Source organism: Actinacidiphila sp. bgisy167 (assembly GCF_057707665.1).
This window is the reverse complement of the sequence record NZ_JBYIQP010000115.1, coordinates 1-15,038: the sequence shown is the minus strand read 5'-3', so window position 1 is coordinate 15,038 and position 15,038 is coordinate 1. Positions and strand designations below refer to the sequence as shown.

At 71.5% G+C, this 15,038-nt stretch carries 13 protein-coding genes and 1 pseudogene; 11 read left to right on the top strand and 3 right to left on the bottom strand.

Annotated features, from left to right (window positions below; translation table 11 throughout):
• Window positions 1-624: pseudogene (locus AC3ET4_RS28520) on the bottom strand (PucR family transcriptional regulator); the annotation flags it as partial.
• A 140-nt stretch (window positions 625-764) separates the two neighbouring features.
• On the opposite strand from AC3ET4_RS28520, the gene AC3ET4_RS28515 reads away from it, so the two are divergent.
• From AC3ET4_RS28515 to AC3ET4_RS28500, 4 genes are all read left to right on the top strand, one after another.
• Window positions 765-1,694: a proline dehydrogenase family protein gene (locus tag AC3ET4_RS28515; RefSeq protein ID WP_431954449.1), complete on the top strand. Its 930-nt coding sequence runs from the start codon at window positions 765-767 to the stop codon at window positions 1,692-1,694.
• Between the two features lie 37 nt (window positions 1,695-1,731).
• Window positions 1,732-3,372: an L-glutamate gamma-semialdehyde dehydrogenase gene (gene pruA, locus AC3ET4_RS28510; RefSeq protein ID WP_431954447.1), complete on the top strand. Its 1,641-nt coding sequence runs from the start codon at window positions 1,732-1,734 to the stop codon at window positions 3,370-3,372.
• A gap of 712 nt (window positions 3,373-4,084) precedes the next feature.
• Window positions 4,085-5,122: a 3-isopropylmalate dehydrogenase gene (locus tag AC3ET4_RS28505; protein ID WP_431954445.1), complete on the top strand. Its 1,038-nt coding sequence runs from the start codon at window positions 4,085-4,087 to the stop codon at window positions 5,120-5,122.
• A gap of 206 nt (window positions 5,123-5,328) precedes the next feature.
• Window positions 5,329-6,417: a branched-chain amino acid aminotransferase gene (locus tag AC3ET4_RS28500; protein ID WP_431954443.1), complete on the top strand. Its 1,089-nt coding sequence runs from the start codon at window positions 5,329-5,331 to the stop codon at window positions 6,415-6,417.
• 73 nt (window positions 6,418-6,490) lie between these two features.
• On the opposite strand, the gene AC3ET4_RS28495 is transcribed toward AC3ET4_RS28500, so the two are convergent.
• Entirely contained in the window at window positions 6,491-6,646 is a 156-nt protein-coding gene (locus AC3ET4_RS28495; protein WP_431954441.1) for a hypothetical protein, read from the bottom strand.
• A gap of 288 nt (window positions 6,647-6,934) precedes the next feature.
• Between AC3ET4_RS28495 and cimA the strand changes: the two genes are divergently transcribed.
• Together cimA and AC3ET4_RS28485 are read left to right on the top strand one after the other, a co-directional pair.
• A complete protein-coding gene (gene cimA / locus AC3ET4_RS28490) occupies window positions 6,935-8,539 on the top strand; it encodes a citramalate synthase (protein WP_431954440.1) in 1,605 nt (534 codons plus the stop codon).
• 457 nt (window positions 8,540-8,996) lie between these two features.
• Window positions 8,997-9,305: a hypothetical protein gene (locus AC3ET4_RS28485; RefSeq protein WP_431954438.1), complete on the top strand. Its 309-nt coding sequence runs from the start codon at window positions 8,997-8,999 to the stop codon at window positions 9,303-9,305.
• Between the two features lie 281 nt (window positions 9,306-9,586).
• Here AC3ET4_RS28485 and AC3ET4_RS28480 read toward each other — a convergent pair whose 3' ends face one another.
• Window positions 9,587-10,423, bottom strand: coding sequence for an MOSC domain-containing protein (locus AC3ET4_RS28480; protein ID WP_431954436.1), 837 nt, complete (start codon window positions 10,421-10,423; stop codon window positions 9,587-9,589).
• A 67-nt stretch (window positions 10,424-10,490) separates the two neighbouring features.
• On the opposite strand from AC3ET4_RS28480, the gene AC3ET4_RS28475 reads away from it, so the two are divergent.
• The 5 genes from AC3ET4_RS28475 to AC3ET4_RS28455 all read left to right on the top strand — a co-directional run.
• Entirely contained in the window at window positions 10,491-10,970 is a 480-nt protein-coding gene (locus AC3ET4_RS28475; protein WP_431954434.1) for a GNAT family N-acetyltransferase, read from the top strand.
• Window positions 10,971-11,063: 93 nt separating this feature from the next.
• Window positions 11,064-12,155, top strand: a complete 1,092-nt coding sequence (locus AC3ET4_RS28470; RefSeq protein WP_431954432.1) for an HpcH/HpaI aldolase/citrate lyase family protein — start codon at window positions 11,064-11,066, stop codon at window positions 12,153-12,155.
• Window positions 12,152-13,024, top strand: coding sequence for an HpcH/HpaI aldolase/citrate lyase family protein (locus AC3ET4_RS28465; protein WP_431954430.1), 873 nt, complete (start codon window positions 12,152-12,154; stop codon window positions 13,022-13,024). The genes AC3ET4_RS28470 and AC3ET4_RS28465 overlap by 4 nt, the downstream gene beginning before the upstream one ends.
• A gap of 167 nt (window positions 13,025-13,191) precedes the next feature.
• Window positions 13,192-14,814: an acyl-CoA carboxylase subunit beta gene (locus AC3ET4_RS28460; RefSeq protein WP_431954428.1), complete on the top strand. Its 1,623-nt coding sequence runs from the start codon at window positions 13,192-13,194 to the stop codon at window positions 14,812-14,814.
• A 17-nt stretch (window positions 14,815-14,831) separates the two neighbouring features.
• A partial coding sequence (locus AC3ET4_RS28455) for an acyl-CoA carboxylase epsilon subunit (protein ID WP_431954426.1) occupies window positions 14,832-15,038 on the top strand: 207 nt, incomplete at its 3' end.

Below are 15,038 nucleotides of genomic sequence, written 5' to 3'. Positions count from 1 at the left end.
CGGCACCACGCACAGCGCGGCGGCGCCCGGCACGCCGCGCGGCCCCGGGGCGTCGCCGTCGCCGCCGGACCAGGGCAGAACGCACACCACCGCGTGGGCCTCGTCCGCGTCCGGGCCGAGCGCGGCCGCGAGCGCCGCGCGGGCGGCCGTGCGGCCGGGCCCGGGGGCGGAGCCGAGCAGACGGCCCAGCGCCCGGCCGGCGTCGGCGCCCGCGCGGGACTCGGCGGCGAGCAGCGCGCCGATGCGGGCCGCCACCGACATGGCCGCCTCCAGCTGGGCCTCGGTGGGCCCGCTGGTGTCCAGCAGCCACACGTACCCGTGCACCACGCCGCCGTGCCGCACCGGCAGGCACAGCCGGGGCCGAAAGACCCCCGCGGCCGGGTGCGCGGGGATACGGACCGGTGCCGTGGCGCGGGCGATGCCGAAGCGCTCGAACCACGAGCGGACCTCGGCGGTGGAGCGGCGGGTGAGGATCGACCGGGTGCGCACCGGGTCCATGGCGCTGTCGTCGTCGCTGTCGTGCGCGCCGAAGGCGATCAGCCGGAAGTCGCGGTCCTCCAGGGTCGCGGGGGCGCCGAGCAGCGCCGAGACCTCGTCGACCAGCTCCTGGTAGTCACCGCGCACGCCGCCATTGTCCCTCATACATCTGTATGAGGGACGCCGATCGGATGCGTGACAGCTGTCGATGGCGGGCGGGGTAGGTGAATCCTAGATTTCACGGCGACGCTGCCTGCCCCCGGCAGCCCTTCATCCAGGAGGAGACCGTGCTGGGTCCCGTGCTGCTCGCCGCCTCGCGCAGCGACCGTATGCGCCGCGTCGTCGCGGGCGCACCGATCACCCGACCCGTGGTGAACCGCTTCATCGCGGGTGACGAACTGGCGCCCGCCATGGACACCGTGCGCTCGCTGACCGCCTCCGGCCTGGAGGTCACCCTCGACCACCTCGGTGAGGACGTGACGGACAAGGCGACCGCGCTCGCGACCCGCGACGCCTATCTGCGGCTGCTGGAGGCCCTCATGGCCGAGGGCCTCGGCGCCCGCGCCGAGGTCTCCGTGAAGCTGTCGGCCTTCGGGCAGGCCCTTCCGGCCGGCGGACACGACATCGCGCTGGAGAACGTCCGGCCCGTCGCAGAGCTGGCGAGCGAGATCGGCACCACCGTCACGCTGGACATGGAGGACCACACCACGGTCGACTCCACCCTCGCGATCCTCGCCGAGTTGCGCCGGCGCCACCCCGGCACCGGCGCCGTCCTGCAGTCGTACCTCTTCCGCACCGAGGAGGACGCCCGCGACCTCGCCGTCGCCGGCTCCCGGGTGCGCCTGGTCAAGGGCGCCTACAAGGAGCCCGCCGACGTTGCCTACCAGGACAAGGCCGAGGTCGATCGCGCCTATGTGCGCTGCCTGAAGATCCTCATGGCGGGCGAGGGCTACCCGATGATCGGGTCCCACGACCCGCGGCTGATCTCCATCAGCCAGGAGCTCGCCCACCGCCACGGCCGCAAGCAGGGCTCGTACGAGTTCCAGATGCTGTACGGCATCCGTACCGCCGAGCAGCGGCGCCTGGCCGAGGAGGGCGAGCGCATGCGCATCTACGTCCCCTACGGAGCAGACTGGTACGGGTACTTCATGCGGCGTCTCGCGGAGCGGCCGGCGAACCTGGCCTTCTTCCTGCGGTCCTTCCTCCCCACCCGCTGAGCCCACGACCCCACAAGGACACAAGGAGATGTCTTCCATGGACGCTGTGACCCAGGTCCCCGCCCCGGTGAACGAGCCGGTGCACTCCTACGCCCCGGGGAGCCCGGAGCGGGCCCGGCTGGAGGCGAAGCTGAAGGAGCTGGCCGGGAACCCGGTCGAGCTGCCCATGACCATCGGCGGCGTGAAGCGGATGGGCGGCGGCGAGCGCTTCGACGTCGTGCAGCCGCACAACCACGGCGCCCGCCTCGGCACCTACGCCAACGCCACCCAGGACGACGCCCGCGACGCGATCGAGGCCGCGCTGGCCGCCGCCCCGGCCTGGCGCGCCATGTCCTTCGACGACCGCGCCGCCATCATCCTGCGCGCCGCCGACCTGCTGGCCGGCCCCTGGCGCGAGACGATCGCCGCCTCCACGATGCTCGGCCAGTCCAAGACCGCGCAGCAGGCCGAGATCGACAGCCCCTGCGAACTGGTCGACTTCTGGCGCTTCAACGTGCACTTCGCCCGCCAGATCCTGGCCGAGCAGCCGATCGCCAACGCCCCGGGCGTCTGGAACCGCCTCGACCACCGCCCGCTCGAGGGCTTCGTCTACGCGATCACGCCCTTCAACTTCACCGCGATCGCCGGCAACCTGCCGACCGCCCCGGCGCTCATGGGCAACGTGGTGGTATGGAAGCCGTCCCCGACCCAGACGCACGCCGCCGTGCTGCTGATGGAGCTGCTGGAGGAGGCCGGGCTGCCCAGGGGCGTCATCAACCTGGTCACGGGCGACGGCATCGCCGTCTCCGAGGTCGCCCTGGAGCACCCGGACCTGGCCGGCATCCACTTCACCGGCTCCACCCGGACCTTCCAGCACCTGTGGCGGACGGTCGGCGACAACATCGAGAAGTACCGCTCCTACCCGCGGATCGTCGGCGAGACCGGTGGCAAGGACTTCGTCGTCGCCCACCCCTCGGCCGACCCGGCGGTGCTGAGGACCGCGCTGACCCGCGGCGCCTTCGAGTACCAGGGCCAGAAGTGCTCCGCCACATCCCGCGCCTACATCCCCCGCTCCCTGTGGGAGAACGGCTTCAAGGAGGAGTTCGCGGCCGAGGTCGACGGCCTCACCATGGGTGACGTCACCGACCTGTCGAACTTCATCGGCGCCGTGATCGACGAGCGCGCCTTCGCCAAGAACAAGGCCGCCATCGACCGCGCCAAGTCCGACCCGACCGTCGAGGTCGTCGCCGGCGGCACCTACGACGACAGCGTCGGCTACTTCGTCCGGCCGACCGTGCTGGTCTCCTCCGACCCGGAGAACGAGATCTTCCGCGAGGAGTACTTCGGCCCGGTCCTCGGCGTGTACGTGTACGACGACGCCGACGAGGACGCCTTCGAGGCGATGCTCACCCAGATGGAATCGGTGGCCGCGTACGCGCTGACCGGCTCTGTCATCGCCCGTGACCGGGCCGCCGTCGCCCACGTCATGGAGAAGCTGCGCTTCGCCGCGGGCAACTTCTACATCAACGACAAGTCCACCGGCGCCGTGGTGGGCCAGCAGCCCTTCGGCGGCGGCCGCGCCTCGGGCACCAACGACAAGGCCGGCGCCGCGCAGAACCTCCTGCGGTGGACGTCGACCCGCTCGATCAAGGAGGCCCTGGTGCCGCCGACCGACTACCGCTACCCGCACATGGGCTGACCTCCGCGTCACCCGGACGAGCCCGCAAGGGGCAGGGCCCGGCACCCGCGATCCGCGGGGCGCCGGGCCTTCGCCGTCTCAGATAGTAGGAAGTCCGAGTAATTGTGGAGACAGATCGGCTGCGCTGCCCTAGCTTTGTAGAAGCCGAACGTCTCGCTCCACCAGCGACCGGCGGACGAGGGCCGCGCACCGCACGCAGGTCACCCCCTGCAGCGCCGCTCCCCGCCCCGTTCTATGGCGACACAACCCTCCTCTTCTTCTCCAGGAGCTGTTCACCATGGACGAGACTGCCCGCAAGAACGCCGCGGAGGCCCTCCAGCGCGCGCTGGACCGCCGTGACAACGGTGGCTCGACGGGGCACGAGCCGCGATGAGCGCACTGGTCGTGCCCCGGCGGATCAGCCGTCTGCGGCGCCTGGCCTATCTGGCCGTCCGAGCGATGGTGTGGTGAGCGATCCGCCCGCCGCCCCTTCGGCGCACCGCGCCGGCCCGGCCCGCCCTGCCGTCGTGCTGCCTCCGTCCGACGGCGCGGGCGGGGAGCGGCGTCCTCCGACACCCCGTCACCGTGGATCAGGCGCGCGCTCCGGCGTGCGCGGACGGTTGGCGCCGATCGGGCGCGGCCGCGGGGCGCGGCGGTGCCCGGCGAGTACGCGCCACGTCCGCCATGCGGACGTCGCGTGTCATTCTATGGACGGCAGAGTAGGGTTTCCGTCATGTCTCGCAGCATCAGTCTCGCAGTGATCCCCGGTGACGGAATCGGCCAGGAGGTGGTGGCCGAGGGCCTGAAGGTCCTCTCCGCCGTCCTTCCCCAGGACGTGAAGCTGGAGACCAAGGAGTACAACCTCGGCGCCAAGCGCTGGCACGAGACCGGTGAGACCCTGCCGGACGCGGAGCTGGAGCAGCTCAAGGCGCACGACGCGATCCTGCTGGGCGCGGTCGGCGACCCGTCGGTGCCCTCCGGAGTCCTGGAGCGCGGGCTGCTGCTGAAGCTCCGTTTCGCCTTCGACCACCACGTCAACCTGCGGCCCTCCCGGCTGTTCCCGGGTGTGAGGAGTCCGCTGGCCGGCGAATCGGACATCGACTTCGTCGTCGTCCGCGAGGGCACCGAGGGCCCGTACGTCGGCAACGGCGGTTCGTTGCGCACCGGTACGCCGCAGGAGGTGGCCACCGAGGTCAGCCTCAACACGGCGTTCGGCGTCGAGCGCGTCGTGCGGGACGCCTATGCCCGCGCCCAGGCGCGCCCCCGCAGGAAGCTGACGCTGGTGCACAAGAACAACGTCCTCGTGCACGCCGGCCACCTGTGGAAGAGCATCTTCGACACGGTCGGTGCGGAGTACCCCGACGTCACCACCGACTATCTGCACGTCGACGCGGCGACGATCTTCTTCGTCACCCAGCCGGAGCGCTTCGACGTGCTCGTCACCGACAACCTCTTCGGTGACATCCTCACCGACCTGGCCGCCGCCGTCACCGGTGGCATCGGCCTCGCCGCCAGCGGCAACATCAATCCGAGCGGCGCCTTCCCCTCGATGTTCGAGCCGGTCCACGGCTCCGCCCCGGACATCGCGGGCCAAGGCAAGGCCGACCCGACCGCCACCGTGCTCTCGGTCGGCATGCTGCTGCAGCACCTCGGATACACCGCCGAGGCCGAGCGGATCGAGGCCGCCGTCGCCGCGGACCTCGCCGAGCGCTCCGGGACGCGCGGCACCTCCGAGATCGGCGACGCGCTCGCCGCACGAGTAGCCGGCTGACCGCCGGGTCAGCCCGCCAGTCGGCCCGGCCGGTCAGCGACCAGACCACGACTGACCATGATCCGTCGGGCCGCGCATGTGTGTCCCCGGCTCCGCCGCTGCGATAATCGGCGGTGGGGCCGCTGTGCGAGGGGAAACTCGGACGTCCTATCAGCTGGGGGACGCGGGTGCGGTCCGCTACGACCCTGACGCGAAGGACACCACACATGACGACGCCCACGATCGAGCTCAAGCCCTCCTCACACCCGCTGCCCGACGCGCAGCGCGAGGCGATCCTCGCCAACCCCGGCTTCGGCCGCTACTTCACCGACAACATGGTGACGATCCGTTGGACCGAGGGTCGGGGCTGGCATGACGCGGAGCTCGTGCCGTATGCGCCGCTCTCCATCGACCCGGCGAACATGACGCTGCACTACGCGCAGACGATCTTCGAGGGACTCAAGGCCTACCGGCAGCCGGACGGGTCCGTCGCCACCTTCCGCCCCGAGGCCAACGCCGAGCGCTTCCAGGCCTCCGCCCGGCGCCTGGCCATGCCCGAGCTGCCCGTCGAGACCTTCATCGCCGCCGTCGACGCGCTCGTCACCCAGGACAAGGCGTGGGTGCCCAGCCAGGGTGAGCAGTCGCTTTACCTGCGGCCGTTCATGTTCGCCACCGAGGTCGGCCTCGGTGTCAGGCCGGCCAACGCGTATCTGTTCATGGTCATCGCCTCCCCGGCCGGCGCCTACTTCCCCGGCGGCGTCAAGCCCGTCTCCGTCTGGCTCTCCGAGGAGTACGTCCGTGCCGCGCCGGGCGGCACCGGCGCCGCGAAGGCCGGCGGCAACTACGCCGCTTCGCTGGTCGCGCAGGCCCAGGCCATCGAGCACGGCTGCGACCAGGTCGTGTGGCTGGACGCGATCGAGCGCCGCTGGATCGAGGAGATGGGCGGCATGAACCTGTACTTCGTGTACGGGGACAAGATCGTCACTCCCGAGCTCACCGGCTCCCTCCTGCCCGGCATCACCCGCGCCTCACTGCTGCGCATCGCCGCCGACCTCGGCTACGAGGTCAGTGAGGGCCGTATCTCCGTGAACGACTGGAAGAACGGCAACGCGGACGGATCGCTGACCGAGGTCTTCGCGTGCGGCACGGCAGCGGTGATCACGCCGGTCGGCTCCGTGAAGTCCACCCGCGCCGACTGGACCGTCGCCGACGGCCGCCCCGGTGAGGTGACGATGAAGCTGCGCAAGGCGCTGCTCGACATCCAGACCGGCCAGGCCCCCGACGCGCACGGCTGGATGCACCCTCTGGGCGGCTGACCGCCCGCGTAGGTACGCGGCGCCGCAGGGGGACTTCCCCGCGGCGCCGCATCGTTTCGTGTGCCGCCGCTCTTCATGGCGGCCGGCGCGTTCCGTGGTGCGGGGCGCGCCCGGTGCGCCGGGCCCAGGGGAGCAGCGCGGTCGCGATGCCGTACTCGTGCCGCCGCCGGTCGGCGAGGGTGCGGGTGCCGTGCGGCCGGAGGACACCCGTGAGGCCGGTTGCCCGCATCCTGAGACCGTGTCCCACGTCCGCGGGTCCTGTGGCAGACTGCCGATGTGTCCTCGTTCGCCGTGATTATCGGCCACAGGCGCGCCGGTCCTCAGTGATCGCAGAACCGCAGACCATCGCGGCGGCGACCACCGTGTCCCAGACCCGCGCGCAGACCTCTCGCACCCGCGAGGGGTTTTTTCGTTTCCCGGCCCACCCGCGCCGGAGACGGCGGAGCGCGAGGGATGATGGGGGCAAGTGGAGCCAGGTCTTCCGGAACCACTCACCCGACAGGAGTTGGAACAAACCATGACGGCCGTACTGGACGACAGCTTTCACGTCTTCGACACGACGCTGCGCGACGGCGCGCAGCGCGAGGGCATCAACCTCACCGTCGCCGACAAGCTGACGATCGCCCGTCACCTGGACGACTTCGGGGTGGGCTTCATCGAGGGCGGCTGGCCCGGCGCCAACCCGCGCGACACCGAGTTCTTCGCCCGTGCCGCCGCCGAGCTGGACCTGCGGCACGCCCAACTGGTGGCCTTCGGCGCCACACGCCGCGCCGGCGGCAGCGCTGCTGAGGACCCGCAGGTCAGGGCGCTGCTGGAGTCGGGCGCCCCGGTCGTCACCCTGGTCGCCAAGGCCCACGACCGGCATGTGGAGCTGGCCTTGCGCACCACGCTCGAGGAGAACCTGGAGATGGTCCGGGACACCGTCTCCCACCTGCGTTCGAAGGGCCGCCGCGTCTTCGTCGACTGCGAGCACTTCTTCGACGGCTACCAGGCCAACCCGGGCTACGCCACCCAGGTCGTGCGGGTCGCCCACGAGGCCGGCGCCGACGTCGTCATCCTGTGCGACACCAACGGAGGGATGCTCCCCGCCCACGTCACCGCCGTCGTGCGCGGCGTGCTCGCCGAAACCGGCGCCCGTCTGGGGATCCACGCGCAGGACGACACCGGCTGCGCCGTCGCCAACACCCTGGCCGCCGTCGACGCGGGCGCCACCCACGTCCAGTGCACCGCCAACGGCTATGGTGAGCGGGTCGGCAACGCCAACCTCTTCCCGGTCGTGGCGGCCCTGGAGCTCAAGTACGGCCGCAAGGTGCTCCCCGCCGGCTCCCTCGCCGAGATGACCCGCATCTCGCACGCCATCGCCGAGGTCGTCAACCTCGCTCCCTCCACCCACCAGCCGTACGTGGGAATCTCGGCCTTCGCCCACAAGGCGGGGCTGCACGCCTCGGCGATCAAGGTCGACCCCGACCTCTACCAGCACATCGACCCGGAACTCGTCGGCAACACCATGCGCACGCTGGTCTCCGACATGGCCGGCCGTGCCTCGGTGGAGCTGAAGGGCAAGGAGCTCGGCGTCGACCTCGGCGACGACCGCGAGCTGATCGGCCGCGTGGTGGGGCGGGTCAAGGACCGTGAACTCGAGGGCTACACCTACGAGGCTGCGGACGCCTCATTCGAACTCCTGCTGCGCGAGGAGGTCGACGGCCGGCCGCTGCGGTACTTCCGCGTCGAGTCGTGGCGGGCCATCGTCGAGGACCGCCCCGACGGCAGCCACGCGAACGAGGCGACGGTGAAGGTGTGGGCCGACGGCCAGCGCATCGTCGCCACCGCTGAGGGCAACGGCCCGGTCAACGCGCTGGACCGCGCGCTGCGCGTCGCGCTGGAGCGGACCTATCCGCAACTGGCCAAGCTGGAGCTGGTGGACTACAAGGTGCGCATCCTGGAGGGCAGGCACGGCACGGAGTCCATCACCCGGGTGCTGGTCTCCACATCCGACGGCAGCTGCGAGTGGTCCACCGTCGGCGTCGGCGAGAACATCATCGCCGCCTCCTGGCACGCCTTGGAGGACGCCTACGCCTACGGGCTGCTGCGCGCCGGTGTGGAGCCGGGCCGGGACGACTGACGGCCGCCGGCCGCCGGCCGTCGGCCGGTGACCCGTTTCCCGAACACCGAGGCGGGGAGAGACGACGGACCCGGACCCGGACGAGGCGCCGCGACCGGGTCCGCCTCCCCACCCCCGAAAGGCCGTCAGGCCGCGTACGGATCGACCTGCCCGCCGCCGCGCCGCGGCGCCGCGCCGCTGTCCGTCGTACGTCCCGCGACGGCGCCCGCAGGTGGACGCCGCTGCCAAAAGTGGACACCCGTGGCCCGGCTCGTTACGGTCGAGATGTCGACGCCGTTGCCCAGGGGATGAACTGACCCGCAAATCAGACGGCGTACGGGCCGGTGTCGTCCGGCCAAGGTGGTGCCCGGCGGACCGCAGTGCCATGCCGCCCCGGCCCGATCCTCGAGCTGTGACGCGCTGCCGGCCGAGTCGAGGCACCAGCCGCGCGTACCAGATTCCAGGGAAGAAGAAAGTCATGCGCGCCAAGCGAAGCATCGCAGTGTCGGCAACACCGCTCCTCGCCGCCGTGGCACTGGCGTTCTCGCCCGCGGTGGCGACCGCGGCACCGGCGGACACGCCGCACTCCGTGTCCGCGCCGGAGGCCCCCGCAAAGGAGGACCCCAAGTTCCAGCAGGGCTACAACGCCGGGGCGCTCGACGGCAAGTTCGACGGCAGGACGTGCTCGTACTACGACTCCTACAGTCCGCAGACCACGAACTCGAAGTACAAGGCGGGCTACCTGAGCGGGTACAACGCCGGCTACAACGTCGCCTGCAAGGACTGACACGCGGCCCGGCCGCCGCACGCTCACAGCGAGGCAGCCGGGCGTGCGCCCCTACGACGACTGACCCGTCAGTGAACTGACGCTTGATCAGGCGCATGGGTGCGGACGGGTGTTCTGCGACACGGGATCGCCCGGACCTCGTCGGGCGGCGCCGGCGGGCCGACCTGGCAGACGCCACCGGCGGGCGCGGCGCCCATCCGCCCGGGAGCGGTCGCCCGGAACGCCCGCCCGGAACGCCCGCCCGAAAACGGCCGCCCGAAAACGGCGCACACTGACGTGCGTCAGTGCGCCCAGGAGCGCACGTCCACCGGGTCGCCCACCGCGATCGCGCCCGGCCGCAGGACCGCCGCCTTCATCGCGAAGCTCACCCTGTTGCCGAACTCGGGTTCCCTCCGGTAGCCGGCCAGGGTGCGCACCGGCTCGGGACCGGCCGTGCGGCCGGTCGCCTGGTCGACCAGGGGCACGGAGCAGCGCGTGGCGCGGACGGAGTAGCCGATCCGCGTGGTGCCGACGTCCATGATCCGCACCCGGTCCTCGGTGTGGGGCTCGCTCCAGCCGGCGACCACGATGTTGGGGCGGAAGCGGTCCATGGGCACGGGAGTGCCGCCGTGCTCGGTGATCCGCCGGTTGAGGTCGTCCAGCGAGGCGAGCGAGGCGACGGAGAGGGCGTGGGCGTCCGCGAAGTTGACCTTGCCGGGGTGCTCGCCCCAGCCGTCCCGGTCGAACCCGGGGCGGACGCGCACCAGGCGCGAGGGCGCTCCCAACACCTGCGAGAACCACCGCGCGGCCTCCTCGCCCTGGTCCACCGCCGGGCCCTGGGGCCGGTCGAAGATGCTGACCTCGCGCAGCGGGCCCTCATCCACCGCCTCGACCGTGAGTTCCCCGGCGCCGGGCGCGGACAGCGCCACGTGCTTGCCGTCGTCGATGACCTCCGCGCGCACGAGGGCCATCCGTGGCAGCGTGCGCTGGCTGCGGAAGGCGCCGTCAAAGGCGTCGACGACCATGAACGTACGGTCGTGGACCAGGCCGGTCGCGGTGACGTCCGTGCCGTCCAGGGGCACTCCGGCGCAGCCCTTGACGGGATAGCAGATCAGCGAGTGCACGGTTGCGGCGGTCATACGGTTCGTCCTTCCGGGGCGGGTCAAACCATTCGACCACGTCCCGAGCCGAACGTATCGTCACCGGGTGACCGATGGCACCGAGATATCTATCAGGCCCGCCGAGGCCGTGGACGCCGGCGTGATCACCGCGGTCTTCCTCGCCTCCCGGGCGGCCGCCATGCCCTGGCTGCCCCGGCTGCACAGCGACGAGGAGACCCGGCGGTGGATCGCGGGCATCGTCCTCGCCCAGTGCCGGGTGTGGGTGGCCGAGCAGGCCGCCACCGGCGCCGTGCTCGGTTTCGCGGCCCTGGACGGCGACTGGCTGGAGCACCTCTATCTGCGGCCCGACGCACGCGGACGGGGCATCGGCGCCCTGCTCCTCGACGAGGTCCTGCGGCACCACCCGGACGGCCCACTCTCGCTCCACGTGTTCCAGCGCAACACCGCGGCGCGCGCGTTCTACGAACGGCAGGGCTTCCGCCCGGTCCCGGGCAGCGCGGGGATGGCGAACGAGGAGGGGGAGCCCGACCTGACCTACCGTCGTGCGCCGGTGGACACCCGGTGACCAACGGCACATGTACCGACCGGTAACGAGACAGGCCCGCGGATCATAGGGTGAGCGCCGTACGCTCCCCACCCTCGAACCCCGGGAGACCGCATGCGTTCCGCGAAGGACTTCTTCCGACCGCTGGCCGTGGGGGCCCCGGCCCCTGTGCGGGAAGTGCCGTTCCGGCCGTCGCGCATGATCCACTTCTTTGATCCGAGCAACGAGAGGATGGCGGCGAAGGTCCCCGCCATCGCCTCCACGGTGGACGTCCTGCTCGGCAACCTGGAGGACGCCGTCTCCGCCGACCGCAAGGAGGCGGCCCGGGCCGGCCTGGTCGCGGCGGCCAAGGCCCACGACTTCGGCGGTACCCAGCTGTGGACCCGGATCAACAGCCTCGACTCGCCGTGGGCGCTGGACGACCTGCTGACCCTCGTCGCCGAGATCGGCCACAAGCTGGACGTCGTCATGGTGCCCAAGGTCGAGGGCGCCGAGGACATCCACTACGTCGACCGGCTGCTCGCCCAGCTGGAGGCCAAGGCGGGCATCGGACGGCCGATCCTCGTCCACGCGATCCTCGAGACCGCGACGGGCGTGGCGAACGTCGAGGAGATCGCGGGGGCCAGTCCCCGGATGCAGGGCATCTCCCTCGGCCCCGCCGACCTCGCGGCGAGCCGCCGTATGAAGACCACCCGGGTGGGCGGCGGGCACCCCGGATATCTCGTGCGGGAGGACCCCAAAGGCGCGCTGGACGCCCAAGGGGAGTCCGAACAGCCGCGGCTGACCTTCCAGCAGGACCTGTGGCACTACACGATCGCACGCATGGTCGACGCCTGCGCCGCGCACGGGATCCTGCCGTACTACGGCCCCTTCGGCGACATCAAGGACACCACCGCCTGCGAGGACCAGTTCCGCAACGCCTTCCTGCTCGGCTGCGTCGGGGCCTGGAGCCTGCACCCGGTGCAGATCGAGATCGCCAAGCGGGTCTTCTCCCCGGAGCCGGCCGACGTGGCCTGGGCGCGCAGGGTGATCGAGGCGATGGGAGACGGCACCGGCGCGGTGATGATCGACGGCAAGATGCAGGACGACGCCACGGTCAAGCAGTGCCGTGTCGTCGTCGACCTCGCGGAGGCCCTTGCCGCCCGCGACCCGGAGCTGGCCGAGGCGTACGAGGCCGCGTACAAGGAGCTGGAGCCGAACCGATGACCGACGCGATCCTGCGGCCGCGCCGCTCCGTCCTCTACATGCCCGGCGCGAACGAGCGCGCCCTGGAGAAGGCCAAGACCCTCCCCACGGACGCGCTCATCCTCGACCTGGAGGACTCCGTCGCGCCCGATGCCAAGCCCGACGCACGCAAGCGGGTCGCCGCGGCCGCCGCCTCCGGCGAGTACGGCCACCGGGAGGTCGCCATCCGGGTGAACGCGCCCGGCACCCCCTGGCACGAGGACGACCTGCGGGCCGCCGCCGAGGCCGGGCCGGACGCCGTGGTCGTGCCCAAGGTCGACTCGGCCGCGATCGTGCACGCCGTCGAGCGCGCCCTGGAGGCCGCCGGAGCGCCGGACCGCACCGCCATCTGGGCGATGGTGGAGACCCCGCGCGCGATGCTGGACGCCCGTGCCGTCGCGGCCGCCTCCGAGCGGCTGCGGGTGCTGGTCATGGGGACCAACGACCTCGCCAACGAGCTGCATGCCGCGCACGTCCCCGGCCGCGCCCCGCTGCTCACGGGACTGTCCCTCGCTCTTCTGGGTGCGCGCGAGGCCGGCAAGGCGATTCTGGACGGTGTCTACAACGACGTCACCGACGAGAGCGGCTTCGAGGCGGAGTGCCTCCAGGGCCGGCAGTTCGGCTTCGACGGGAAGACCCTGATCCACCCGCGGCAGGTGGAGATCTGCAACAAGGTGTTCGCGCCCTCGCCGGAGGAAGTGGACAGGGCGCGGCGCGTCATCGAGGCATTCGACGAGGCCCTGGCCGAGGGGCGCGGGGTCGTCACCGTGGACGGCCGGATGATCGAGAACCTCCATGTGGATGACGCCCGGCGTGTCCTTGCCCTGGCCGCGGCGGTGTCCGGTCGATAGCGCTCACGCGGAGTCCGGGTGGACGACCGCTACAAAGAAAAGGCCCCGCACGTGCTGTGCGGGGCCTTTCTTGTGTTGGTTCTGTCCAGATGCTCCATGAAGCGGGTCCGGACACTGTACGAAGTCGACGCCGATCTCGACGGCCCTGCGCTCGTATGGTCGATGGCATGAGCGTTTTGGACGAGGTGCCGACCCAGCCCGCCGGGGCCGAAGGGGCCGAAGAGGCCGCGCAGCCGGCGAACGACGCCCGCGGGCGCGTCGCGGAGCTGCACGCCATCCGCGAGCAGGTCCGGCTCGGCCCCAGCGAGAAGGCCACCCAGGCACAGAAGGCCAAGGGCAAGCTGACCGCGCGCGAGCGCATCGAGCTGCTGCTCGACGAGGGATCCTTCAACGAGGTGGAGCCGCTGCGCCGGCACCGCGCTACCGGCTTCGGCCTGGAGGCGAAGAAGCCCTACACCGACGGCGTCATCACCGGCTGGGGCACCGTCCACGGGCGGACCGTCTTCGTCTACGCGCACGACTTCCGGATCTTCGGCGGCGCCCTGGGCGAGGCGCACGCCAGCAAGATCCACAAGATCATGGACATGGCCATCTCGGCCGGCGCTCCGCTGGTCTCGCTCAACGACGGCGCCGGCGCCCGCATCCAGGAGGGCGTCTCGGCGCTCGCCGGCTACGGCGGCATCTTCCAGCGCAACACCCGCGCCTCCGGGGTGATCCCGCAGATCTCCGTGATGCTCGGCCCCTGCGCCGGCGGCGCGGCGTACTCGCCGGCTCTGACGGACTTCGTGTTCATGGTCCGGGAGACCTCCCAGATGTTCATCACCGGCCCGGACGTCGTCCAGGCCGTCACCGGCGAGAAGATCTCCCAGAACGGTCTCGGCGGCGCCGACGTCCACTCCGAGGTCTCCGGTGTCTCGCACTTCGCGTACGACGACGAGCAGACCTGCCTGGAGGAGGTCCGCTACCTGCTGTCGATGCTGCCGCAGAACAACCGCGAGAACCCCCCGTCGGTCCCCGCCGCGGACCCGGCCGACCGGCGCGGCGACGTCCTGCTGGACATCGTCCCGGCCGACGGCAACCGCTCGTACGACATGCACCAGGTCATCGAGGAGCTCGTCGACGACGGCGAGTACCTGGAGATCCACGAGCGCTGGGCGACCAACATCATCGTGGCCCTGGCCCGCCTCGACGGCCAGGTCGTCGGCATCATCGCCAACCAGCCCGCCTCCCTTGCCGGCGTCCTCGACATCGAGGCCAGCGAGAAGGCCGCCCGCTTCGTGCAGATGTGCGACGCCTTCAACATCCCGCTCATCACCCTTCTGGACGTCCCCGGCTTCCTGCCGGGCGTCGACCAGGAGCACGGTGGCATCATCCGGCACGGCGCCAAGCTGCTGTACGCGTACTGCAACGCGACCGTGCCGCGGATCTCGCTGATCCTGCGGAAGGCGTACGGAGGTGCCTACATCGTCATGGACAGCCAGTCGATCGGCGCCGACCTGACCTACGCCTGGCCGACCAACGAGATCGCCGTCATGGGCGCCGAAGGCGCCGCGAACGTGATCTTCCGTCGCCAGATCGCCGAGGCCGACGACCCCGACGCCATGCGCGCCCGCATGGTGAAGGAGTACAAGTCCGAGCTCATGCACCCCTACTACGCCGCCGAGCGCGGCCTGGTGGACGACGTGATCGACCCCGCCGAGACGCGCGAGGTCCTGATCCGCTCGCTCGCGATGCTCCGTACCAAGCACGCCGACCTGCCGTCCCGCAAGCACGGCAACCCGCCCCAGTAAAGGGAGAGACGAACCCCGTGAGCACCCCCGCCGACAGCACCTCCGCCGCCCTCGTGCGTGTGGAGCGCGGCCACGCCAGCGACGAGGAACTGGCTGCCCTCACCGCTGTCCTGCTCGCCCGCGCCGCGGCCCGGGGCCAGGACGCGACCGACTACGTCCGGCCCCGCTCCACGGCAGGCTGGCGCCGCCTGGAGCGGCAGTCCGGCTTCAGCGCGCCCCACAGC